23 protein-coding genes and 1 pseudogene are annotated in these 22,691 nt (G+C 66.4%); 11 read left to right on the top strand and 13 right to left on the bottom strand.

Going from position 1 to position 22,691, the window contains the following annotated elements; translation table 11 throughout:
- Both I5I_RS14770 and I5I_RS14765 read left to right on the top strand, forming a co-directional pair.
- On the top strand, positions 1 to 1,335 hold a 1,335-nt coding region (locus tag I5I_RS14770), incomplete at its 5' end, for an AMP-binding protein (RefSeq protein WP_036321455.1).
- 105 nt (positions 1,336 to 1,440) lie between these two features.
- A complete protein-coding gene (locus tag I5I_RS14765; protein ID WP_036321451.1) occupies positions 1,441 to 2,469 on the top strand; it encodes a helix-turn-helix domain-containing protein in 1,029 nt (342 codons plus the stop codon).
- Here the strand turns inward: I5I_RS14765 and I5I_RS14760 are convergent.
- The 4 genes from I5I_RS14760 to I5I_RS14745 all read right to left on the bottom strand — a co-directional run bounded on the left by I5I_RS14760 (position 2,466) and on the right by I5I_RS14745 (position 4,734).
- A complete protein-coding gene (locus I5I_RS14760; RefSeq protein ID WP_036321449.1) occupies positions 2,466 to 2,774 on the bottom strand; it encodes a DUF6510 family protein in 309 nt (102 codons plus the stop codon). The two genes, I5I_RS14765 and I5I_RS14760, sit on opposite strands and share 4 nt — an antisense overlap.
- Positions 2,771 to 3,496 carry an FAD-binding oxidoreductase gene (locus I5I_RS14755; protein WP_036321446.1) on the bottom strand — a complete coding sequence of 242 codons (726 nt, stop codon included), beginning with the start codon at positions 3,494 to 3,496 and terminating at the stop codon, positions 2,771 to 2,773. Before I5I_RS14755 ends, I5I_RS14760 begins: the two co-directional genes overlap by 4 nt.
- Positions 3,493 to 4,086 (bottom strand): sulfite oxidase-like oxidoreductase, encoded by a 594-nt coding sequence (locus I5I_RS14750; protein WP_036321443.1) that lies wholly within the window; start codon positions 4,084 to 4,086, stop codon positions 3,493 to 3,495. The genes I5I_RS14755 and I5I_RS14750 overlap by 4 nt, the downstream gene beginning before the upstream one ends.
- Positions 4,087 to 4,152: 66 nt before the next feature.
- Positions 4,153 to 4,734 (bottom strand): TetR/AcrR family transcriptional regulator, encoded by a 582-nt coding sequence (locus I5I_RS14745; protein WP_051039661.1) that lies wholly within the window; start codon positions 4,732 to 4,734, stop codon positions 4,153 to 4,155.
- A 141-nt stretch (positions 4,735 to 4,875) separates the two neighbouring features.
- Here I5I_RS14745 and I5I_RS14740 point away from each other — a divergent pair, with 141 nt between their 5' ends.
- Entirely contained in the window at positions 4,876 to 5,793 is a 918-nt protein-coding gene (locus tag I5I_RS14740; protein WP_036321441.1) for a helix-turn-helix domain-containing protein, read from the top strand.
- A 9-nt stretch (positions 5,794 to 5,802) separates the two neighbouring features.
- Here I5I_RS14740 and I5I_RS14735 read toward each other — a convergent pair whose 3' ends face one another.
- Positions 5,803 to 6,768, bottom strand: a complete 966-nt coding sequence (locus tag I5I_RS14735) for a GlxA family transcriptional regulator (protein WP_036321465.1) — start codon at positions 6,766 to 6,768, stop codon at positions 5,803 to 5,805.
- A gap of 198 nt (positions 6,769 to 6,966) precedes the next feature.
- Between I5I_RS14735 and I5I_RS14730 the strand changes: the two genes are divergently transcribed.
- Together I5I_RS14730 and I5I_RS14725 are read left to right on the top strand one after the other, a co-directional pair.
- Positions 6,967 to 7,683: an alpha/beta fold hydrolase gene (locus I5I_RS14730; RefSeq protein ID WP_036321438.1), complete on the top strand. Its 717-nt coding sequence runs from the start codon at positions 6,967 to 6,969 to the stop codon at positions 7,681 to 7,683.
- Between the two features lie 38 nt (positions 7,684 to 7,721).
- The gene (locus tag I5I_RS14725) at positions 7,722 to 8,078 is read left to right on the top strand and encodes a UBP-type zinc finger domain-containing protein (protein WP_036321435.1); all 357 of its coding nucleotides are present in this window, start codon (positions 7,722 to 7,724) and stop codon (positions 8,076 to 8,078) included.
- 78 nt (positions 8,079 to 8,156) lie between these two features.
- Here I5I_RS14725 and I5I_RS14720 read toward each other — a convergent pair whose 3' ends face one another.
- From I5I_RS14720 to I5I_RS14700, 4 genes are all read right to left on the bottom strand, one after another.
- Entirely contained in the window at positions 8,157 to 8,723 is a 567-nt protein-coding gene (locus I5I_RS14720) for an NADPH-dependent FMN reductase (protein ID WP_036321432.1), read from the bottom strand.
- A gap of 429 nt (positions 8,724 to 9,152) precedes the next feature.
- Entirely contained in the window at positions 9,153 to 10,256 is a 1,104-nt protein-coding gene (locus tag I5I_RS14710) for an alpha/beta hydrolase family protein (protein WP_051039659.1), read from the bottom strand.
- A gap of 12 nt (positions 10,257 to 10,268) precedes the next feature.
- The gene (locus I5I_RS14705; RefSeq protein ID WP_187289966.1) at positions 10,269 to 11,822 is read right to left on the bottom strand and encodes a bifunctional 3-(3-hydroxy-phenyl)propionate/3-hydroxycinnamic acid hydroxylase; all 1,554 of its coding nucleotides are present in this window, start codon (positions 11,820 to 11,822) and stop codon (positions 10,269 to 10,271) included.
- Positions 11,823 to 12,014: 192 nt separating this feature from the next.
- Complete coding sequence (locus I5I_RS14700) at positions 12,015 to 12,848, bottom strand: IclR family transcriptional regulator domain-containing protein (RefSeq protein ID WP_036321421.1); 834 nt, start codon at positions 12,846 to 12,848, stop codon at positions 12,015 to 12,017.
- A 194-nt stretch (positions 12,849 to 13,042) separates the two neighbouring features.
- Between I5I_RS14700 and I5I_RS14695 the strand changes: the two genes are divergently transcribed.
- The 6 genes and pseudogenes from I5I_RS14695 to I5I_RS16575 all read left to right on the top strand — a co-directional run bounded on the left by I5I_RS14695 (position 13,043) and on the right by I5I_RS16575 (position 17,535).
- Positions 13,043 to 14,260 carry a CaiB/BaiF CoA transferase family protein gene (locus tag I5I_RS14695; protein WP_083868046.1) on the top strand — a complete coding sequence of 406 codons (1,218 nt, stop codon included), beginning with the start codon at positions 13,043 to 13,045 and terminating at the stop codon, positions 14,258 to 14,260.
- A complete protein-coding gene (locus I5I_RS14690) occupies positions 14,253 to 15,044 on the top strand; it encodes a citryl-CoA lyase (protein WP_036321419.1) in 792 nt (263 codons plus the stop codon). The genes I5I_RS14695 and I5I_RS14690 overlap by 8 nt, the downstream gene beginning before the upstream one ends.
- Before the next feature lie 27 nt (positions 15,045 to 15,071).
- Positions 15,072 to 15,935 carry an extradiol ring-cleavage dioxygenase gene (locus I5I_RS14685; RefSeq protein ID WP_036321416.1) on the top strand — a complete coding sequence of 288 codons (864 nt, stop codon included), beginning with the start codon at positions 15,072 to 15,074 and terminating at the stop codon, positions 15,933 to 15,935.
- Positions 15,932 to 16,306 carry a hypothetical protein gene (locus tag I5I_RS14680; RefSeq protein WP_036321412.1) on the top strand — a complete coding sequence of 125 codons (375 nt, stop codon included), beginning with the start codon at positions 15,932 to 15,934 and terminating at the stop codon, positions 16,304 to 16,306. The genes I5I_RS14685 and I5I_RS14680 overlap by 4 nt, the downstream gene beginning before the upstream one ends.
- Before the next feature lie 12 nt (positions 16,307 to 16,318).
- Positions 16,319 to 16,908, top strand: a pseudogene (gene leuD, locus I5I_RS14675) (3-isopropylmalate dehydratase small subunit).
- Between the two features lie 279 nt (positions 16,909 to 17,187).
- Positions 17,188 to 17,535: a helix-turn-helix domain-containing protein gene (locus I5I_RS16575; protein WP_148285575.1), complete on the top strand. Its 348-nt coding sequence runs from the start codon at positions 17,188 to 17,190 to the stop codon at positions 17,533 to 17,535.
- Between the two features lie 36 nt (positions 17,536 to 17,571).
- Here the strand turns inward: I5I_RS16575 and I5I_RS16570 are convergent, their stop codons facing one another.
- From I5I_RS16570 to I5I_RS14655, 4 genes are all read right to left on the bottom strand, one after another.
- On the bottom strand, positions 17,572 to 18,777 hold the full coding sequence (locus I5I_RS16570; RefSeq protein WP_083868044.1) for an ImmA/IrrE family metallo-endopeptidase: 1,206 nt from the start codon (positions 18,775 to 18,777) through the stop codon (positions 17,572 to 17,574).
- Positions 18,778 to 18,804: 27 nt separating this feature from the next.
- Entirely contained in the window at positions 18,805 to 19,407 is a 603-nt protein-coding gene (locus I5I_RS14665) for a hypothetical protein (protein ID WP_036321410.1), read from the bottom strand.
- Between the two features lie 213 nt (positions 19,408 to 19,620).
- Positions 19,621 to 21,327: a UvrD-helicase domain-containing protein gene (locus I5I_RS14660; RefSeq protein WP_036321407.1), complete on the bottom strand. Its 1,707-nt coding sequence runs from the start codon at positions 21,325 to 21,327 to the stop codon at positions 19,621 to 19,623.
- The coding region (locus I5I_RS14655) for an ATP-dependent nuclease (RefSeq protein ID WP_051039657.1) at positions 21,324 to 22,691 on the bottom strand (1,368 nt) is incomplete at its 5' end. The genes I5I_RS14660 and I5I_RS14655, both read right to left, overlap by 4 nt.

Below are 22,691 nucleotides of genomic sequence, written 5' to 3'. Positions count from 1 at the left end.
GGCATCTTTCGCGCCGGCGCGACGGTGACGACGATCAACTCGCTGTACACCGCCGGCGAGATCGAGAAGCAACTGCGAGACGCCGGGGCCAGCTGGCTCATCACGGTGAGCCCGCTGTTGGGCGCCGCGCAGCAGGCGGCAGAGGCCGTCGGCATCCCCGCCGAGCGACTCGTCGTGCTCGACGGTGCCGACGGGCATCCCGATCTGCGCAGCCTGCTCGGCGAGGGCCGTGCCGCGCCGGAGGTGTCGTTCTACCCGGCGACGCACGTGGCCGTCCTGCCCTACTCGTCGGGGACGACCGGCATTCCCAAGGGCGTCATGCTCAGTCACCGCAACCTCGTCGCGAACGTCGCGCAATGTCGCATCAACATCGATCTCAAGAACACCGACCGCGTGCTCGCGGTGCTCCCCTTCTTCCACATCTACGGGATGACGGTGCTGCTCAATCTCGCGCTCAAGCAGCGGGCGACCCTGGTCACCATGCCCAAGTTCGACCTCGTGCAGTTCCTCACCAACATCCAGACCTACGGGTGCACGTACCTGTACATCGCTCCGCCCATCGCGGTGGCTCTCGCCAAGCATCCGATCGTCGATCAGTTCGACATCTCCACGGTGCACACCGTGTTCTCCGGCGCCGCGCCGCTCGACGGCGAGACGGCCGAGATCGCCGCCCGCCGCATCAACGCGCGCATGATGCAGGGCTACGGCATGAGCGAGCTGAGCCCCGTCTCCCACGCCATGCCGTATACGCGCGATGACATCCCGGTGAGCTCGGTGGGCACGATCCTGCCGAACATCGTGTGCAAGCTCGTCGACACCGAGACCGGCGAGGAGATCACCGAGATCGAAGACGACGGGCGCACCCGTCCGGGCGAGCTGTGGGTGCAGGGCCCGAACGTCATGCTCGGCTACCTCAACAAGCCCGAGGCGACGGCCGAGACCCTGGATGCCGACGGCTTCCTCCACACCGGCGACATCGCCGTCTACCACGACGGCGGCTACTTCTCGATCGTCGACCGCGTGAAGGAGCTCATCAAATACAAGGGCTACCAGATCGCACCGGCCGAGCTGGAGGCGCTGCTGCTGGGTCATCCGAAGGTGATGGATGCCGCGGTCATCGGCGTGCTCGACGACGACAAGCAGGAGATCCCGAAGGCGTTCATCGTGCCCGCGCCCGACTCCGGGCTCACCGCGGAGGAGGTGATGGGCTTCGTCGCCGACAACGTCGCGCCGCACAAGAAGATCCGCCGCGTCGAGTTCATCGAGTCGATCCCCAAGTCGACGTCCGGAAAGATCCTGCGCAAGGATCTGCGCGCCCGCGAACACGCCGGCTGACGGCATCCGCGCCGCTCGCGCACGGTGGTGGCCATGAAAGGGCCACGCTCGCGAGGTCGTGCCGGTCCTACCGTGGCCTCACCGGGGCGACGCGAGGAGACGGGCATGAAGACGATCGAGGTGATCGACCAGGTGGCGCGATCGTTGGGGGCGCGGGTGCGCCTGACCGGCAGCGCGTCGGGCGACCGACAACCGGCGGCGGCGGTATCGGAGCCCGTCGCCGGTGCGCGGTTCGTCGATGTTGCAGTCGGTGTCGGATCACTGACCCTGCGCGTCATCGGTCGCTCGGCGGGCGACCTGGATTCGCGTGCCTGGGGTGTGGTCGACGCCGCCGTCCATCTGCTGGCACGCGCACACGGCGGCGACGGCGGCCGACGCGAGCGCGTCTGCGCCGCCCTGCTCGCCGGTGATGCCACCGCGCGCACCGATGCGCTGTGGGAGCTCCGCTCCCGGCGATGGGTCGTCGCGCCCGATGAACCGCTGCGCGTCTGGGCCGTGCTCGCGAACGGCGCCGGCGAGGTGGAACAGATCGCGCTGGGGCGCCGCCTCGCCGCAGCCTTGCCCGCGCCGACCGACTTCGTGGACATCGTCGACGACGCCGTCGTCCTGATCTCCCCCGCGACGGTCGACATGGCGGCCTGCATCGCCGCCGTCGAGCGCGAGACGCGTGCGCACGCGGCGCGCCCGTCTGCTCTCGCGACCGCCGACTGCCCGCCCGATCGCGACGATCCGTTGCCGACGATCCGCCAGGCCCTGGATGCCGCGCGTCTGCGTGCCACGATGCCGCAGGCACTCGCGCCGCGGGCGGAAGATCTCGGTGGATGGATGCTGGTGCAGTCCGTCCCCGCCTCGCCGCGCCTGCTTCAGTTGGTCTCCCCCGCCGCGCACGCGCTGCTGACCGCCGGTGACGAGGTACAGCGTCAGACCATCGAGGCCTATCTTGACGAGGCGGGCCGGGCACCCGATACCTGTGCCCGGCTGCACATCCACCGCACGACGCTCTACTACCGCCTCGAGCACATGCCCGCGGCGGTGCGCGAAGCGCTGGCCGACGGCCTGCAGCGCAGCACTCTGCACCTCGCGCTGAAGACCGCGAGACTGTGGGAGGCCCGACCCGAGCTCGCGTCGGCTTAGCGGGCGACAGTCGGGCTGATCAGCTCGGCGAGGGCGGCGATCCTGATCGCCGGACCCGACGGCGGCGCCACGACCGTCATGAGCGTCCGGGAGCACCCGCGACAGCGCACGATCGCGGCATGCTCGTCGCGCTCCACGACGGCCTCGGCCAACGGTCCCGAGCGCGCGCAATGCCCGCACACGACGACGATCGAGGTCGGGTCGTCGGCGAACACGCCGGAGAGCATCCCCGCCAGTGCGTTGCCGTCGACTCGAGCGACGCGGCGCCCGACGGGCGTCGGGTGCGCCACGGCATCCGTCGTCATGATGACCCTCCGAATCTCTCCGTGCGAATCCGCGCCGGCTCGTGCCCGATGCGAACGAGCGCGTCGGCGACCGCCTCCACGAACGACGTCGGCCCGCACACGAAGACGGCGGGGCGCTCCGCGGGCGGCCAACACAGCTGCGCCAGTTCGACATCGGTGACGCGGCCTGCCGTTCGCGGCCACCCGGGCGGCGGCTGGCGTGTGTAGACCCACGACACCGTGAACGCGGCGGGTGGAAGGCGGGAGATCTCGTCGGCGTACATCGCGTCGGCCGGCGAACGGGTCGAGCAGAGCAGGCGGAACGGAGCCGCACCGTCGGCGACGGCACGCGCGCGAGCCATGGCCAGCAGGGGCACGACCCCCGATCCCCCCGCGATCAACTGCACGGGCGCGGGATCGTCCTCACGCCGGACGAAGTACTCGCCGAGGGGTCCCTTGACCTCGAGGAAGTCACCCGGCTGGACGTCGCGGACGAGGTAGGGCGACACCTCGCCGTCAGGCACCTCGTCGACCGCGAGCTCGACGAGCGGACCATCTCCGATGCTTGCGATCGAGTACGACCGTTCTGCCTGGTATCCGTCCTCAGCGGTCAGACGCACGTCGAGGTGCTGGCCCGGCAGATTGCCCGGCCAGGCGGGCACGTCCAGGGTGATCCGACGGGCATGTGCGGTGAGGGCGGCAACCGCGGCCACGTGGGCCGGAAGCCAGGCCGAGGCGCTCACCAGTAGCGTTCCTCCCGCCACGGATCCCCGTGGAGGTTGTAGCCGTTCTGCTCCCAGAAGCCGGGATCGTCGCGTTCCTGCAGGACGAGCCCGCGCACCCACTTCGCGCTCTTCCAGAAGTAGAGGTGGGGCACGAGCAGTCGTGCGGGACCGCCGTGCTCGGGTGCGAGAGGAGCGCCGTCGAACTCGAAGGCGACCCACGCGCGTCCACCGCGGAGATCGACGAGCGGCACGTTGGTCGTGTAGCCGCCATAGGAGTGCGCCATCGCCGAGACGGCCGTCGTCGCGACCCCCTCCAGCAGCGTGTCGAGCGACACACCGCGCCATCGGGTGCCCAGTTTGGACCACCGGGTCACGCAGTGGATGTCGGTGTGGATGTCTTCGATCGGAAGCGCCTGCAGCTGCTCCCACGACCACGATGTCGTCTGTCCGGTCTCGGTGACCACCGAGAACTCCCACTCCTCGGTCGCGATCCGCGGCGTCGGACCCGCCGACAGCACGGGGAAGTCCGCCGTGAGGTACTGCCCCGGCGGAAGCTGCGCATCCGACTCGCGGCGGCGGGATCCGAAGCCTCTGCTGAACTCTGCCATGCTCGCCTCCTGGTGCGAATCTACCGCGAAGGCCCGGCGGAGGCTTTCGACGTCTGACGGATTCTGTCAGGACCTCAAGAGGGCCTCGCCCATCGCGAGCAGACGGGGCCGCGGCAGGGGAAGCCGGCTGAGGTGGATGACGGCCTGCGAGGCCAGCACCGCCTGCTCGGCGCGGGCGGCGACGTCGCGCGCGTGCAGCCGGCGCCCGGCGCGATGGGCGGTGTGGGCCAGCGCGGTCGCAACGGCCTCCTCCATCGCCGCGATCGTGACGGTGGAGATCTCGACCACTTCGGGGAAGCGCTCACGCAGTTCGGTGAGGCTGGTGAGCATGAGGCATCCGCGGCGGTCGGGATAGGAGACGCAGTCGTCGACCACGCGGCGCAGGAATATCGCGAGCAGCTCGTCTCCGTCATCGGTGCTGTCCGACACGGCATCCGCCACGACATCGACGCGGCCTGCGCAGTACCGCCGGAAGACCTGAAGGAAAAGGTCGCGCTTGGAGCCGTGCGTCGCATACAGGCTGCTGGTGGCGACACCGGATGCCGCAGCGATGTCCTCGACGGAGGTGCGATCGTATCCGCGCGTCCAGAAGAGCTCCTGCGCGGCATCCAGGAGCTCGTTCTCGTCATATCGCCGGGGTCGACCCACGGTGTCGAACGTACTCCGTCGGCGGGTGGACGACTCACGGATCGGTCCGGATCCGGCGCATTCCTGTCCGTTTGCGCCCCACGCTCAGGGCGACGCGGGATCCACAATTGGAATGCCCTCTCCAAAACCCCGAGGAGAACGATGGACGGCACGCGCAACCCCCTCGCCGAGTTTCTGCGCGACCGTCGCGAATCGCTGAGCCCCGAGAGCGTCGGTCTGGCCGCAGAGCGGGGGCGACGGGTGGCCGGCCTGCGACGCACGGAGGTCGCCGAACTCGCCGGCATCAGTGCGGACTACTACCTGCGCTTGGAGCAGGGGCGCGGCCACCAGCCGTCCCAGCAGGTGCTCTCCGCGCTCAGCCGCGCGCTGCGGCTCGACCACTACGGAGACGAGCATCTGCGGCGCATGGCCGCGCTGGCAGCCGGACATGCCGAACCGGCGACGACCGGCCAGATGCCGTCGGGTGCTCTCGACCTGCTGCGCCTGCACCGTGATACGCCCGCCTACATCTCGAATGCGACGATGGACGTCGTCGCGGTCAACCGGCCCGGTCTCCTCCTGGCACCGGGTGGACTGCGTCCCGGCATGAACCTCGTGATGTCGGTGTTCGCCCACTATCCCGACCCGCACTCCGAAGCGCACTGGGAGCGCACGGCGCGCGCCCTCGTCGCATCGCTCAGATACCACGCGGATCCACGCGATGCGAGGCTCCGCCAGATCGTCGCAGCGCTCGGCCGCACCGACGACCGGTTTCGGCGCATCTGGGGCGCATGCGGTGTCGGGCCGCAGTTCAACGCGTGGCCGATGGTGTACATCGACGCACACGGTTGGGTGACGCTGCGTGCCGAGTCGCTCACGCTCGCCGGGGCGGCGGGGTGGACGATGACCCTCTTCTTCGCTGAGCCGCAGACACCCGGTGTCGCCGCGCTGGCGGATCTGGTGCGCGACGCGAACAGGGCGCCCGCGGACGGTGACCCAGCGCAGGCCGTGGCGGTGGCCGCGGAGCTCGACCCGATCTGCGTCGACGATGATGCGGATGCCGAGGAGATCGCGTCCTGAGGCAGCGGTCTAGACCGATGCGGTGCGGCGGAACCGGCGCTGATACTCGGAGGGCGTCATGCGGTACTGCGCCGCGAAGGCGCGCCGAAGCGCCACGACGGAGGGAAACCCGGCCGACGCCGCAGCTTCGGTGACCGCCGCCCCGGACTCGAGCAGTCCGACGGCGATCGACAGGCGCACCGCGGCGACGTAGGAGGCGGCCGTCGCGCCCAGCTCGTCACGGATGACGCGGGTCACGTGCCGCGTGCTGACGTTGACGTGCGCGGCCAGCTCGCCCACCGTCAGCGGGCGCGTCGGGTTCTCGGCGACATACGCCGCGATGGCGGCGCCCAGCGACGTGCGCGGCGTGCGGGCGCGCAGCGGTGCCGAGAACTGCGCCTGACCGCCGGCTCTGCGCATGTAGACCAGAAGGCCCTGCGCCACCGTGCGGGCGACGTCCGCGCCCAGGTCGTCTTCCACGAGACACAGCGCGAGGTCGATGCCGGCGGCGACGCCGGCGGACGTGAAGACCTCACCCTGCCGCGTGAAGAGGTGTTCGGCATCCACGCGCACGGCCGGGTGTCGACGAGCCAGCTCGTCCGCGAACTTCCAGTGCGTGGTCGCGGGGCCGCCGTCGAGCAGACCCACGGCGGCGAGGCCGAAGGCGCCGCTGCAGATCGACGCGACGCGACGCGCCCGACGCGACAGCAGGACGATGGCGGCGCGCAGCTCGGCGTCGTCGAAGACGTCCGGCGCCCACTCGCTCCCGGGGACGACGATCGTGTCGAGGGGACCGCTGTCGGATGCCGCAGCGTGGACGCCGAAGGCGAGACCCATGCTCGTCATGACATCTGCGCCCGACGCGGAGAGGAAGACGAGATCGTACGTGTCGGCGGTCAGATTGGCCTCGGCGAAAACCTCCGCCGGACCGATCACATCGAGCGCCTTCACGCCGTCGAAGAGCAGGAAACCGATGCGACGACGTGCAGCGGGCACGGTGTCTCCCTTCTCGCGCGACGCGGCACGTGCCATTGTCCCCCGCCCGGCGCCGACACGCCCGCGCAGGCGCTCGACAGATGTCGAGCCGCCTTTTCGACAGTCGGCCCTGCCTCGCTGCGGCCACGGCTGCCTACGGTGGCCGGGCGGGAGCGGATCGGCATCGGGTCGACGCCCCGCGCAGAGAGGGAGCCGGCCATGACCGAGACACCGACCATCGTCCTCATCCACGGCGCATTCGCCGACGCGGCCAGCTGGGCCCCCGTCACCCGCGCCCTGCTCGATCAGGGAATGCGCGTCCGCGTTCCCGCCGTCCCCAATCGCAGCCTCATCGGCGACTCCGCCTACATCCGCTCCGTCGTCGAGCAGATCGACGGCCCCGTGCTGCTGGCCGGTCATTCGTATGGCGGGGCGGTCATCACGGTCGCGGGCATGGCCGAGAACGTCGTCGGACTGGTCTACGTCTCCGGATACGCACTCACGGAGAGTGAGAGCCTCGGAGAGCTGCAGGGTGGCTTTCCCGACTCCGACCTCGCCCAGCACCTGGTGTACACGCCGTTCCCCGTCGACGGCGGCGAGCCGGGCACGGACGTGACGGTCGAGGTGGATGCCTTCCCGGAGGTGTTCGCCCACGGCGTCGCCCTGGCGCACGCACAGGTGCTCGCCGCCTCGCAGCGACCCCTGGCGGCGCTGGCGTTCGGCGAGGGTGCGCCGGCGGCGGCATGGAAGACGAAGCCGGCCTGGGGAATCGTGTCGGCGGCGGATCGCACCATCAACCCCGACGTCGAGCGCTTCGGATACCAGCGCGCGGGACTGAGAAAGGTCGTGGAACTGGATGCACCGCATCTCGTGATGCAGACCCACCCCGTCGAGGTGGCGCGGGTGATCACCGACGCGATCGCCGAGATCGGCTGAAGAGTGGTCGGGCTCGCCCGCGTGGAGGGGGTCGACGGATGCCGCAGATCGATGTGAGTGCCGCACCCAGCGGCGACGGCTGCGCCGACTGCAAGGCGGGCGGCGGATGGTGGCTGCATCTGCGCCGCTGCGCCGGGTGTGGTCACGTGGGCTGCTGCGACTCGTCGCCGCATCGCCACGCATCGGCGCACGCGGCGGACTCCGGCCACCGCTACGTGCAGAGCTACGAGCCGGGCGAGAGCTGGTGGTGGGACTACCGCGCACAGACGGCGGTGATCGGTCCCTCGCTCGCGCCCCCGACGAGCCACCCGCTGGATCAGCCGGTGCCCGGCCCCGCCGATCGCCTACCCGCCGATTGGGAGCTGCAGCTCCTGCGCACGCGGGACGGTGCCTGACGCGCCGCCTCTGGTTGCCGGTTGCAGACGAAGGGGTGCCCGCCGGACGGCGGGCACCCCTTCAGCGAGCGGCGATGATCACTCGGCGGAGCTGAGCGACTTCGCGACGTGGGTGTGCACGGCCTTCAGCCACGAGACGAGGAACTCGGCGGTCGACTCGTCGGTGACCTCGCCGTCATCGGTGATGAGACCGTCGCGCAGGTGGATGTACGCCTCGGGCTGCGACAGCTCGGGCGAGGCGAGGAACGACAGGATCGAGCGCAGGTGCTGCTGGGCGACCGCGGTGCCGATCGCGCCGATGGAGGCGCCGATGACGGCCGACGGCTTGCCGGCGAAGCTGTTCTGTCCCCACGGACGGCTCGCCGTGTCGAGCGCGTTCTTCAGCACGCCGGGCACTGAGCGGTTGTACTCGGGGGTCACGATGATGACGGCGTCCGACGACTCGATCGAGGACTTGAACGCGGCGGCCTCGGCGGGGATGGCACCGTCGTTGTCGGCGGAGTAGAACGGCAGAGCGGCGATGGGCAGCTCGGTGAGGGTGAGGTCGGCCTGCGGCGCAAGGCGAACCAGAGCGTTCGCGAGGCGACGGTTGATCGAGGTCGACGAGATGCTGCCGATGATGATGCCGACGTTGTACGTGGTCATGCGGGTGATGCCTCCAAGTTGGATTCAGATGCATACATCTTACGCGCTCTGCGGAAGGCGGATGCACGCCCCTCGGGGAGAGGGGGGAAGGACGCCGGGCGAGCTCGGGCCGCCCCGGCATCCGTCGCTGTCGCCGCTGCGGGGACGCTGAAGCCCGACATGAGGTCCGGACTCTCGGCGTACAGCTCGCTCAGCAGCGACGTGTCGAACTGCGAGGCGTCGGCGGTGATGCCTGCGGCGCCGAGAGAGGTGACGGCCTGCGTCACGAGGTCGGGCCTGAGGGTGAAGATTGCCGTTCTTGACGGTGTCGCTCGTGAGCATGAAGCTCGGCAGCACGCTCGCGCTGGAGAGCTGGAGCGTGGCGTCGAGGTCGTTGTCCTTGCCGCCGTACTCCATCGCGATGTCGGCGATGCCGAGCTTTCCGGGAGTTCAGCGGGCGGCGCGTGCGAGGCGGTCGGCGAGCCAGTCGGCGACCAGCACATGCTTCTCGTGCGAGTGGTTATAGATGCAGTGGTCACCATCGGCCCACTCGAGGAATGTCTTGTCGCCCGTGCCCGCCTGATCGAAAAGCGTGCGGGCGTTCTCGATGAGGAACACCCGGTCGGGGGTGCCGTGCAGTAGCAGCAGCGGACTTGTGAGGTGCCGCAGTTCGTCGGGGGTGAGGACGTACTCGTTCATTGCGGCAGAGGCCGCCTCGGGGTTGTCGATACCGAGGAGGGGTTGGATCTTGGAGGTGAAGCGGTGGAAGCGGTCCAGGATCTCGGCCGGGCGGTTCGTGCCCCCGTTGACGACGCATGCCGCCACGCGCGAGTCGCGACTGGCCACGAGCGCGGCGAGAAATCCCCCCATGCTGTTGCCCCAGATGGCGACGGTGTCCCCTACACGGTTGTCTGCGATGAGGTAGTCGATCATTGCGGAGAAGGCGGCGTCGACGGTGTGATCCATGGTGATTCCCTGAAAGAGTCGCGTCTCGCCCTGCCCGGGCCCGTCGACGAGCAGTACCGCGAGTCCGCGATCTCGGAGATAGGTGGCACCAACGTGATACTCCTCCCTCCACCCGTCGAACCCACCCATAACGATCACGGTCGGCGGGGCAGCAACCCCCGGGGGACGCAGGAGCCAGCCGCAGAGGGCTCCATCTCCCCAGGGGATCTCGACGTGCTCAACGGGTGGATCCTCCAGCGAGCCGGCGGCACCATAACTGTCGATCAGCTTCCGGTACATTCGCCGCTTCTGCTCACGGTCGTCAGGCAGCGGCACCTGCCCGACGCGATAGCACGCGGCGGCCGCGCGGTACCAACTGATCGCGGTGACGCTGTGGCCGGCCCCGATAGCATCCGTAGCTCGAGCGAGACCGATGTCTCCGAGGTGTTCCGCGGCGTCGGACCAGGGTGTGCCATCGTCGACGAGGCGGTACAGCTCGACAACGTCGGCATAGTCCATTCCGTTGCCGGTCAACCGTTGCAAGGGCATGGCACGCTTATGCGCCTCCGCCTCGGCTTTCCACGGTGGAGTGTGGTCCTGCTCTGGCATCCGGGAATCTCCTTAGGCGGGAACCTTGACACCGAGGGCGTCGCTGAGCGAGCCGAGGAGCTGATGCACGTCATCACGGTCCGTGGCCGAGCCGAACAGGTAGTAGTCCGGGCGGGCGATCACAGCGACTCGGTCGAGCGACTCGAACCAGTCGCGGTAGGTACCGTTGACGTCCTCGATCGGGGCGCCTGAGCCGGCAGCGCCGATCACGATGATGCTCGCGCCGATGCGCTCCAGCGCCGCACGCTCCTGCTCGGTGAGCGCTTCGACGACCTCCTGCGAGGTGGTGATGAGCTGGAAGCCCCGGCCAGCGACATCGTCCAGAAGGCCCTGCCTCTCCCCCGCACGGACCTGACCCTGCACGGCCGTGAGACCCGCGGTCGGGTCGGCCTCGCGGGAGAAGGCCGTGGGCCCGGGAGGAATCGTCACCGGAGGCATCAGCGACGGGTCCTGCTGCACCGCGAAGAGGAACTGGTCGCGCCCCGCCGCAGCCTCCTTGTCCATGACGATGCAGGGCAGACCGATCTCGCGGGAGTAGTCCGTCCACCCCTGCATGTTCGGCTGCCGGTCGTCCTGGTAGGTATCGAACACCCGCGGGGACGCGATTCCCTTGAGGACCAGGTCGAGGCGCCAGGTGATGGATGCAGCGTCCCGCAGACCATTGCACATACCCTCACCCGCGAACGGCCAGAGGGTGTGGGCGGCGTCGCCGATGAGGAAGATCCGGTCGCGGCGCCACTCCTGCGCCATGGATTCCCGGAAGCGATAGATCGGCCAACGCAGCACCTCGACGTCTTCGGGACTGACCCACGGCTTGAGCCGCTCCCACACGGTGTCGATGGTGTAGTCGTTGGGATCCTCATCCTCCCCGAGAGTGAACTCCCACCGGCGGTGGTGCTTGCCGAGCTGGAAAAGGCAGCCGGGCGCTTCGGGGTCGGCGAACTGGCCGTTGTCGAACTCGAACTTCAGGTCCCGTTTCTGCAGCGTGTCGATGACGAGCTGGTTGGGGCCGACCTGACCCTGCTTCGCCTCGATCCCGAGAGTGTTTCGGACGAAGCTGTTCGCACCGTCTGCGGCGAGCATGTACTTCGCACGGAGGGTACTCTCCTGCCCGCTCTGGCGGTGGCGCACGTAGGCGGTCACGCCATCGGCGTCCTGCTCGAAGCGGAGCAACTCCGTGCTGAAATTAACCTCGACATTGCCCGTGTTCTCCACCTGTCGGTTCAGGGCGAGTTCGAGGTTGTTCTGGTAGAAGATCCAGTGCGAGCGGTACCCGTGGGGCCCGATGACTGACCAGTCGAAGCTCATCAGGAGATCGCCGCCGAAGGCCTTGTTGCGCATGTCGTAGAGCTCCCACTCCACAGCATCCTCGCGGAACTCCTCGCCCGCACCGACACGGTCCAGCAGCCGCATGATCTCGTCGTCGATGTGACCGGCTCGCGACAGGCCGTACATCTGCGCGTGCCGCTCGACAGACACAGTCTTATGACCGGCCTGACCCAGCAGGGCGGAGGCCATCTGCCCCACCGGTCCGTACCCGACGACGATGACGTCGTAGTTCTCCATGAGCATTCCCTTCATTGGGCGGACCCCAGCGTCCATTTCTCCGTACGAGTGTCCGCCTAGCGGCCAGAGGCTCGTCGGGAACATTCTCAACACACGCAGAGGCGAGTGTCAAGAAGCTCATGAGGGACTCTCACGTGCTTCATCGGTCGCATATTCGTCGCCGCGCGGGGATACGCAGCTCCCGGACGGGCGTTACGCGGGCAGTGAAGCACCTCGCTGCGCGTCTGGACGCAGTGTCTCCAGCGGGCGCGAATCCCACAGCGCCCAATCGGCGCTGATGGCGCTTGCCGCCCGCAGCAACTCCGGGAGATAGTCGTCGACCAGGGTTTTCAGCGAGGTCTCCATGGCGTGCGCATTGACGTTCACAGCAGCCACGACCGTTCCCTCGCCGTTGCGGATGGGGGCGGCGACTGAACGCACGGCGGGCGCGAGCTGCTGATCGGTCAGCGCCCAGCCCCGTGCTCGCACGTCCCGAAGAGCGACATTCAGTTCCTCCCGGTCGAGGACGACCTGCGGGTGGATGCCGGAACGCGACGGTGTGGCAAGCGTCTTCTCCAGCTCGTCGGTGCTCAGGGATGCGAGAAGTACCTTGCCGAGCGAGGTCACCGCAGCCGGGAAACGTGTGCCGATGGTCACGGAAAGGGTTACCAGCTTGGGCACGGCGACGCGCGAGACGTACACGATGTCGGACCCATCGAGCTGAGCAATCGAGCAGGACTCATTGGTCGCGTGGACGAGGTCACGCAAATGGCCACGGGTCAACTCCCAGACATCACTGGAGGCCACGTACGCCATGCCCAACTCAAGTACGCGGGGCGTGAGCGAGAACGTGCCGGAATCGGTGCGGACATAACCCAGCTCGGTCAGGGTGATGAGCGCCCGGCGTGCAGTCGGGCGCGCAAGCGCAGCCGCCTCGGCAACCTCCGTCAAGGACATGGGTCGGTGCACGTTGCCAAAGGCGCGGATGACGTCGAGCCCGCGGGCGAGCGCCTCGATGAAGTCGGGGCTGCTGATGGTAGGTCGCATGGAAATCTCCCGCGTTCGTGTAGTCCACCTGCCGGTGGAGGATCATCTACAGCGACCTTGCCACGGCGTCGTGGTCTGGTCACGCTCATCGCTCTCAGCGCCACAGCCAAGCGTCTACTTGACGCTCTGCATCGGATGCACTGAAATAGGCATGTCCGCTAGTCGGACGCCTGTCCGAAAAGGTGAGGATAATAATGTCCGCTCTCAGCTCCAAAGCCGCGTCGAGGCTCAAGCCGCTCGACGCGCAAGACACGGACTCTCGGGGACCGCTTTCCGGTTTGCTCGTCGCGGACTTCTCCCGAGTTCTCGCGGGCCCATTCGCCACGCAGATCATGGCGGACCTGGGCGCCGCAGTGATCAAGGTCGAGGCACCCAATGGCGACGAGACCCGCGGATGGGTACCCCCCGAACGCGACGGGGTCTCCACGTATTACCTCGGCATCAACCGCAACAAGCGGGACGTTGTGCTCGACTTCGGCGACGAAAAGGATCGAACTCTCGCTCAGGAACTCGCGCGGCGCGCAGACATTGTCATCGAGAACTTCAAGCCCGGCGGCCTGCGGAAGTTCGGTCTCGACTACGACACGGTCAGCCAAGCCAACCCGTCGGTGCTCTACGCCTCCATCAGCGGCTTCGGTGCCGCGGGGGGCGCAGCGCTACCCGGCTACGACCTCGTCGTTCAAGCGGCGTCGGGACTGATGAGCCTGACCGGCGACCCGGATGGGCAGGCGTACCGCAGCGGATTGTCCGTGTTCGACATCATGACCGGTATGCAGGCCACCATCGGCATCCTCGCTGCGCTGAACCACCGCAACACCACCGGGCTCGGTCAGCACATCGAGGTGAACTTGCTCTCCACTGCCCTCGCCGCGATGGCGAACCACAGCTCCACCTTCGTCGCCGGCGGCAAGGTCCCGTTCCGGATGGGTAACGCCCACCCCAGCCTCTTCCCGTACGAGCCGCTGCCCGCCTCGGACGGCGAGATCGTCATCGTCGCCGCGAATGACGCCCAATTCCGCAGGCTCGCCACCGCGCTCGGCATCCCGGATCTGCCTGACGACGAACGGTTCCGCACGACCGAGGATCGGAACCACAACCGCGGCGAGCTGCGCCCGCTCCTGATCGAGGCGCTGTCCACCCGCACGATCGCGGAATGGTTCGACATCCTCACCGAGGCAGGTGTTGCGTGCGGACCGATCAACACGATCGACGGTGGAGTCGCTCTGGCGGAACGGCTTGGACTGAATCCTGTCGTGCACGTCGGCGAGGGTGAGGCCGCTATCCCCATGATCCGTAACGCCATCGCGTTCTCACTCACCCCGCCGCGGTACGTCTCCCCCGCACCGCCCCTCGGCGCAGACAACGAAGAGATCCGCAGTTGGCTGAGCGCCCCGGAGAACACCCATGACTGAGTACATGACCTCTCTCGGCACCTCAGACGCTGACAACATCAAACTCATGGGACTCGATGTCGCAGACGACCTCATGGGCAACGTCGGCTTCGGCGAACTCGCATTCTGGATGGTCGCGCAGCGACGTCCCAGTGCCGGCGAGGTGCGCTTGTTCGAAGCCGTGCTTGTGTCCCTCGCCGACCACGGCTTCACCCCCACCGCGATCGCCGCGCGTCTCACCTATTACAGCGCGCCGGACTCCATCCAAGGTGCCATCGCGGCGGGCCTGCTCGGCGGCGGATCACGCTTCCTCGGCGTCACCGAAGACACCGGCACGTTCCTTCATCGAATCGTCGACGGGCTCGGCGACAGCAGTTCGTGGACCGATGAGCAATGGGACGACACCGCCCGCACCGTCTTGAAAGACGTCAAGGGCGCCGGCACGTTCGTGCCCGGTCTAGGACACCCCGTACACAAGTCCGGTGACCCACGTGTTCCCGCGATGATCCGCATCGCCACCGAAGAAGGCGTGCGCGGCCCGCACATGCGACTGTTCGAGGCCTTCGGCCGCGTGCACCCGGAGATCCTCGGCCGTACCCTTCCGTTGAACGGTGCGGGCATCGCTGGCGCGGCCCTCGCCGATCTCCACCTGCCGGTGTCGATGCTCCGCGGCTTCTCGCTACTGGCCCGCACCGCTGGCCTCATCGGGCAGATCGCCGAAGAGCAACGCTCCCCCATCGGGCCGGACGTGTACTACTCCGTCGACCGCAACGCACGATTCGTCACAACCGACACTGACCACTGACCCGACCGACAAAGACTGGAGATTTCGATGGCGCACCTCTCCGCGGTCCTCGCGACAACGCACCACCCGTTCTTCCTCAAAGCCACCGAGCTGACCGCACCCGAGGACCGCATCCCCCAGGCTGCCGAGTGGAAGCGGAAGGTCGAGGCGTACCGGGAGACCCTCACCGCCGCAGACCCGGACATCCTCGTCATGGTCGGCGCTGACCACTTCCATCAGTTCTTCTCGGACAACTACCCCACGTTCCTCATCGGCAAGCAGCCCAAGTACGACGCCACCTTCTACAACGAAGAGCGCGAGTTCGGCATCCCGAAATACCTCCTGGAAGGGCACGAAGACCTCTCCGGGTTCATGTTCCAAGGCTTGCTCGATCGGGGGTTCGACTTCTCTATCAGCCACGAACTGAAGATCGACCACTCGATCATCTGCCCCATCATCACCACCCGCCCGCAGGCGGATCTTCCCGTGGTGCCGATCTACACCAACATCTTCGCACCACCCCTGCCGAGCCCGAAGCGGTTCTACGACCTCGGCCGGGCCATCCGGTCGATCATCGACGAGTACCCCTCCGAAAAGAAGATCGCCGCCGTCGGCAGCGGGCACCTCTCCCTCGAGCTCGGTGGACCGCGCATGTTCGGCGAGACCGGCCCCGACCCGGCCTTCGACAAGCAGGCCATCGAATGGCTTTCCACCGGCAACATCGACGCCATCCTCGAAAACGTCACCCACGAGAGCATGTCGGGCGTCGGCAACGCCACCCACGGCTTCATGGACCTGATCCTCATGCTCGGCATCGCCGGCCCCGTCGACGCCGCCTACGTCGACGAACTCGACCTCTTCCACACTCGCGAGATGTACATGACCTGGTACCCGGAAGGAGACCCGCGATGAGCAGGTACTACGTCAACAAGTTCCTCTACCAAGTCGACGGCGACCCCGACCTCCTCGCCGCGTACAAAGCCGGCCCCGTCGCCCTCGTCCAGCGTTGGGAAGCCGACTACGGCCGCCGCCTCGGCACGAACAACAGCGTCGAAACCACCAGCTGGCTCGAATTCACCGACCAGGAACGAGTAGCCCTCGAAACGCACGACTACGTCGCGCTATTCGAGATGGGAGCGCACTTCTTCCTCACCCTGACGATCTTCATCGCCATCTACGACGACGACTACATCGCCCAAAGCGGACCACTGTCGTTCCAACGCGAATACGCCTCGAGACTGTCGCACTGGCTGGGGAAGGGCTACCCCAGCGTCGCCCTGTAAGGCACCGTGGGCATGGAGAAGTTCACCACGGTCACAGGGGTCGCGATGCCGCTCAAGCCGAACAGCGTCGACACCGACCAGATCGTCCCCGCGCAGTTCATGAAGCGCGCCACCAAGGCAGGGTACGACGACACCCTTTTCCATACCTGGCGACGGAACACGGACTTCATCCTGAAGCAGGCACGGTACGCGCACGCCACGATCCCCGGAGCCGGCTCCGGCTCCGACTCCGACTCCGACTCCGACTCCGACTCCGACTCGAGAACACGCCATCTGGGCATTGCGGGACTACGGGTTCCGCGGCGATCCTCAGCTCCCGCTTCGCCGACATCTTCCAAGGCAGTTCTGGCAAGCAAGGCCTCCTCGCCGCCGAGGTGTCGGAGAACGATAACCGAGGCCTTTGGGACGCGCTCGAGGCCACACTCGAGGCTCAGGTAACGGTCGACCTCGAACAGCAGACCATCACCTGCTCCGAGCACGCCATCATGTTCTCGATCGACCCGTCCGTAAAGCAGCGTCTCCTCGACGGCACCGACAACATCGCCATGACGTTGAGATCGGAACCAGCAATTGCACGCTTCGACAAGGCGCGGCCCGCCTAGATGCCCCGGACACTGCCGCGCCGCGAGTAATCGAGCGCCAATCGGACGCGTCGTCCGCGCTCCCATGAACCCGGCGGCGGCACATCCCGACGACCAAGAAGTGCGCGGCGCCTCTCCCTATGGAGAGGCGCCGCGTGCGGTGTGGCCCCAGCGGAAGCCCTTTCAATTAATTCGAGACCCCTGTTGGCGCTTCGTGACGCGTTGCGAAGAGGCGAGATTCAGCGCGTTCTGCAGGGTTCTGTTCGTGAGCACATAGCCGGGACACGCTCCCTCCAGCAGATGACCCCGGCGCTCCTTGAACTGGTCATCTCGGACTACCGTTCCGGACTCAGTGTTTACGCCATTGCGGAGACGCACGGCATCCACCGCCAGACAGTTACGACGCACCTCGTCAAGGCCGGCGTCACGCTCCGCCGCACTATCACCGACGCGGAGCGGCAGCGGGCGAGGAAGCTTTATGATTCCGGCGCCTACATCAAGGACATCGCCAAGATGTTGGGCCGCAACCCGGCGACTATCGCGAAGATGGTTCGTCCGCGCGAGGTTGCTTCTTCCCCTCGCGCAAGAACTGCGCCTGCTCCAGGAACGCCCGAGCGAGCATGTCCTAGTCCGGGTTCGGGTTCATGATTGGAGCCACCCGAATGACATAAGGGTAGATGATCGCTATGAACGGCGCGCGAAAGGGAGAAATGAGATCGAAGCGTCTGCTTGAGGCTCCGCGCTCCGCGTCGGCTTTCGCGGAGTGAACTTGGAGACTGACGCCAGCCCCTGAGTCTTGCTTTGCCGAGGAGACCATTCCATCCATCGATGGAAGTATGCCTCGCCCAGACCACTCCGAAGACTCATGGACTTTATGGCGGACGCGCCTGCGGTAGATCCCATCTGAGCCGCAGCCTTCGAGAACCAGACGGCTGATTCGTTGCCGACGGCAACCGGCTCAACTTTGTTCCATCGGCGCGCAGAGATCTGCTTGTAGAGACTGCGCGCGTGGTCGTCGTCGATGACGCCTAGCTGTCGGAAGCGCACGACAAAAGCCTTGATGGAGTAGCCCCACTTCTCCTTCATGCGAGTGAGCGTGCTCAGCGTCACTCTTCCGCCGAGCCGATGAAGGTCATCGAGAACCGCGTCTCCGGGCGCAAGAAAAGCCGATGCAAATCGATGCGCCTCATGCTCACGTCGATTCGCTTCCGTGGGGGCCAGAGGGGCTTCCAACCCAGCGTGCAGGACAAGGTGTCCGATTTCGTGTGCGACTGTGAATCGTTGCCGGTCTCCCGGGATCGCATCAGCCGGATCTGTCGAGCTCCGGCTCACGCGAAGCACCGGCAGATTGTCGACGCGAAGAGACATTCCCATGTGCCGGCCGAGCTCGCTGTCCATGGGCAGGACCACGCATCCCAAGCGCTCGGCCGCTCGAATTGCGTTCCCGACGGGTTCCCCTTCCGGAAGACCCGCTTGAGACCGAACATCCTCGGCGAACCTCTCGATCTCCAGTTCGTCGTTTCGATCGCCGTCGTACAGCAGGAGCGCGTCGTCCACCAGCCGAAGGCCGATTTCACGAATAGCGATCACGGCGGTCTCGCTGTCGCTCTGGACGCGGTCAACCGTCTTCTGCGAGGCGTCTGCGTATGCGCGAAGCTGCGGCGTCGATGATCTTGGCTCCAGCCCGGCGCGGGCAAAATAGTCGGGGTCTACGTCTAGCACCTGCGCAAGCGCATCGATGGTCCGACTATCGACTGACGCTCGACCACGTTCGAGCATCGACACCGTGCCTGCGGCGATGCGTGCGCGTTCTGCCAGATCCTGCTGACCCAAGCCTGAGGCTAGGCGCAGTCGCCGCAGTCGATCACCCAAGGTATTGGCGGATGGCATCTCGGGCTCCTTCCTATCGGCGGTTGACTATGCGGTATCGGCTCCTTGGCCGGCCTCGCCTTCGTCGAAGCCAGGCAGCCACGAGTCGGTATCGGGATCGAACGCGCTCGGCTTGGGTGCAGTTGCGCCACCAAGCAGATGAGGTGTTCCGAGGACGAGTTCTCCGGGGTTGCCTTCGAGCACGTTGACTACCTCGGCGACGAAGAACTCCGCCTGCTCCATCTCGTCCAGCGTGAAGCCGAACACGAAAGGATAATCCGGAATCATGAGCTGCTCGTTCACGAAGCCGAAGGTTGAGGCCTTGTTGGCGCGAACGAAGTACTCCTCGTCACTTCGGCGTTCGGCGCGTCGGAGGCGCACGTTCGCCAGTCCGCCTGGGATGTCCGCGAGGAGCTCGACGGAACCACCTGTCCCGCGGAAGGGTGACAAACCGACGCGTGACGTGGCCGTGAGAAAAGCCTCGGACATCAGGTCAAGCGTCAGCGACGAGCGCGAGCGGCGGTTCCGAGTGAACGCCGGGTCGAGCGAGACAGCGCTCTCTACCAGGTGGCCACGCTCAGCATAGATTTCGCCCATCTCGAAGGCAGCATCGTCTAGCTGCTGAACGAGCTGGCGAGTGAGATTCGGCATGCGATGAGGATATTCTGCTGAATGTCACACTGTCAAGCTCTGGCCACGCGTGTCCTCGATCAGTCGTGCAATCCTCGATCCCGGGCAGGCTGCGAACACCGGCACACTGACCGCGACGCCGAGCGAGATCCACGTCCCGAGCGCGAGAAGCAGTCCAGATCGAGGCCGGACCGGGTATTCGATTCGCTCACGGATGGCACGTGCGGGGAAGACCTACCTGCCGAGTCCTGGCATTCCGGACGGCCTCACGAATAGAACTTTGTGCCGCGCTCGAGTAATCGCCACCCGAAGCAGTCGCCTCGTCTGAAGATGCGGGGCACCCTCGCGCTCGGTGAAGAACTCAGCTCGTCGGTAGCCTTCGACGATGACCACCCCGTCGAACTCCTTGCCCTTCGACTTATGCATATTCATCAGCACAAAGCCTTGAGGATCTCGCTGCTCGGTTGCGAGCTTCTGCTGATCGAGTGTTCTTCGCACCAAGTCGGTCGCGCGCCCATAGGAGCCAGACCGATCCCATTGATCCGCAAGACGCCCACCAATCTCGTCGGTGGCGCCGAAGAGACGAATGAACCGAGCAGCCTGCACGATCTCGTTCAGCCCGTCCGCGCCCTCGAGGATCTTGCGCGCAGCGACCCAATCCTTGCGAGGGTCGCCTACTAGGAGCAAGCCGTGTTCGGCCTGCTCGACGATGTGCTTCGCACCCCGCGGTCGCACGGACCGACCAGCCCGGAGGTTGGCCGCATTGGTGCGGTACCGATCGCGGAGAGTGAGGGCGCTCCTGATCGGAGCCGACGCGGCTGCGCTCTTCACTTCGAAGAAGTCTGCGACGGCTTCGAGTGTCATCGCCGCACGCTCGGCAGGCTCCATGTCCGGCCACTCGAGCATGCCTGCGATGATCTGCGCGGCTGCTGCTGAGACCTCGGCATCCCAGAGCACGTCGTGGGCGAGGGGCGCGTACTCGTGCCCCTTGTAGGTGTGCGGCCTCGATAGCCAATTGGAGATCTCCGCAATCATGGCGTTGGTGCGAGCCAGTACGACGATGCTCGGCTTCTTGATGCCCAAGTTGCGCAGCTCCTGGTAGAGCCATATCGAAGCTACATGCGTGATCATCTCCAGTTGGCTGGCGTACACCGCGATCTGCTGAACGTCGGCGGTTTTCGGAAGCTCCCGGTTGTGCAGCACTGCGTCGGCGAACTGCAGGATACCGGCGTCCGGGCTCCGATGATTCTCACCGCCGAGATCGAACTCGACCGGCGAAAGCACGGCGCGCACATGGTTCAGGCGCTCGGGGTCGACTCGGTCGTCGTACTCGAAGATGCGCTGATCCGGGTCGGCCAGGATGATCAGTTCGCTCCGCTCGGAGAGAGCCTGAACTAGCTCCCACTGCGAATCGCTCGTGTCTTGGAACTCGTCAAGGATGATGATCGGGAATCGGTCGGCGACGAGCTCAGCCACCTTCGGCACCTTCGCGATCAACGCGCCCGCGCCACTCGCGAAATTGTCGAATGCGAAAAGCCCCTCCTCCTCAGCGAGGCGGTTCCGCTCTTCATTCCAGTCGCCCTCATAGTTGGCTTTCGCGACCTTCTCGCGATCAGGGAAGAGGATCCGTGCTCCGGTCCCGGTGAGCAAGCGGCCATGGGCGCGCAAGATGTCCATACAGAAGGCGTGGTAGGTCTGCACGGCAATGCGCGACCGTTCCTCGCGCGTCAGGACGTCCTTCGTCCGACTCAGCACTTGACGCACCGCGGCCCGCGAGAAGCTCAGGAAGAGCACGCTCTGTCCCGCCTCGAGCGCCGGGATAAGACGCTGCGTCTTTAGGAGAGACAAGGTGGTCTTGCCGGAGCCCGGTCCGCCGAGCACCATGATCCGGCCATCGTGGTCGAAGGCCTGCTGGGCGGGCTCGCTCAGCTGGAACGTCATGTCTCAGTCGGTTCCTCGGGCGCAGTGGCTTCCGTATCGGCCTCCGGTCCCGGCTCTTCGGGATCGGAGTTCGGCACGGCAGTCTCGGGGTCGAAGCCGACTTCAGGCTCGCCTCGGAGGTCGACATCGATCGCGATCAGTATGTCGACGAGCTCGGAGGGCAGCTCCACCTCGGTTTCGCAGTGCTCGATCAGCACCGCTGCGTAGGCGTAGGCCTCTCCCTTGCGCGCCTTGAGGACTTTGCGGACGAGCGTCGGCACGTCCGCGTCGTCGATCGCTGGATCAAACGGGTGATTCGTTGTCGGGTAGTCGCCGCGGGTGGATACGTCCTCGAGGAAGCGCCGCTGCGTCTCGACCGGAATGCCCTTCACGAGCACGTCCTCGATGCCGAGTTCCGCTGACTCCCAGAACTCGTCGAACTCGGCTCGGTCGTCAAGCACGTCCTGCGGCAACGGTCCGTTCGGCTTGTCGCAGACACCCCAGGTCTTCTTGCCGAGCGCTTTGAAGATAGGACCGAACTTGGCGATGGAGCCGTCGCCCGGGGCGGTGAACATTGAGACGCCGGAGAAGTCGAGGTGCGTGTAGTCAGCGCGTACCCGTTCGAGAACAGCCGACACAGCAGGGAAGACGACCGCCTCCGTAGACCCTTCGACGACGAGCACGCCGCGCGCAAGCACGGCTTCAGCGAACTGTCGCTTGTTCGTCAGGTAAGTCTTGCGCTTCACCTTGGCAGGATCGATCGGCGTGCCGATCAACTTCGCGCCGTCCCGGTGCAGCATGACGATGCTGTCGGGCTCGAACTGCTCGATGACCGGAGCAGAGTGGGAGGTGACAATCGATTGACCCATCTCACTCAGGACGTACCTCGTGACGCGGCGTTGGGTGTGCGGAGGCAGCGCGATCTCCGGCTCCTCCATCGCGAAGATGACGGACTGCGTGCCTTTGAGATCGGCAATAATCGTGAGCAGGGCAAAGACCAGCAGATTGATCGAGCCGGTGCCTTGTTTGGCATACGGCACGAGGTGGTCGCTCGGTTGCGTCGCGACGAAGAGCCGCACGACTTCGCGAAGGTGCTGGCGGGTCAGGTCTGAGGCGAAGAAGGCCGCAGAATCATCGCCCGGAGCCATGTTCACGAAGCGCCCGAGCCGCTGGCGAAGATCCTCACGAACCTCTTTGAGTTGCGGAATATCGCCGACGGCTGGGTCGAGAGTGCCGAGCTTGCCGAGGGTGTCGCTCCACATCTCGGCGGATCCGTCGCCGCCGAGCTGCAGGATCGTGTCCAGAAGCGAGCCGCGCTGGAGGCTTAGCGCGCGCGAGCCCGTGCGCAGCGCTCGCAGGTAGACGTATCCGGCGAGTCGCTTGTG

This window comes from Microbacterium sp. B24, from assembly GCF_000333415.1.
Taxonomy (GTDB): Bacteria; Actinomycetota; Actinomycetes; order Actinomycetales; family Microbacteriaceae; genus Microbacterium.
Note: the sequence above shows the minus strand (reverse complement) of the source record. Positions and strands in the feature narration are given on the sequence as shown.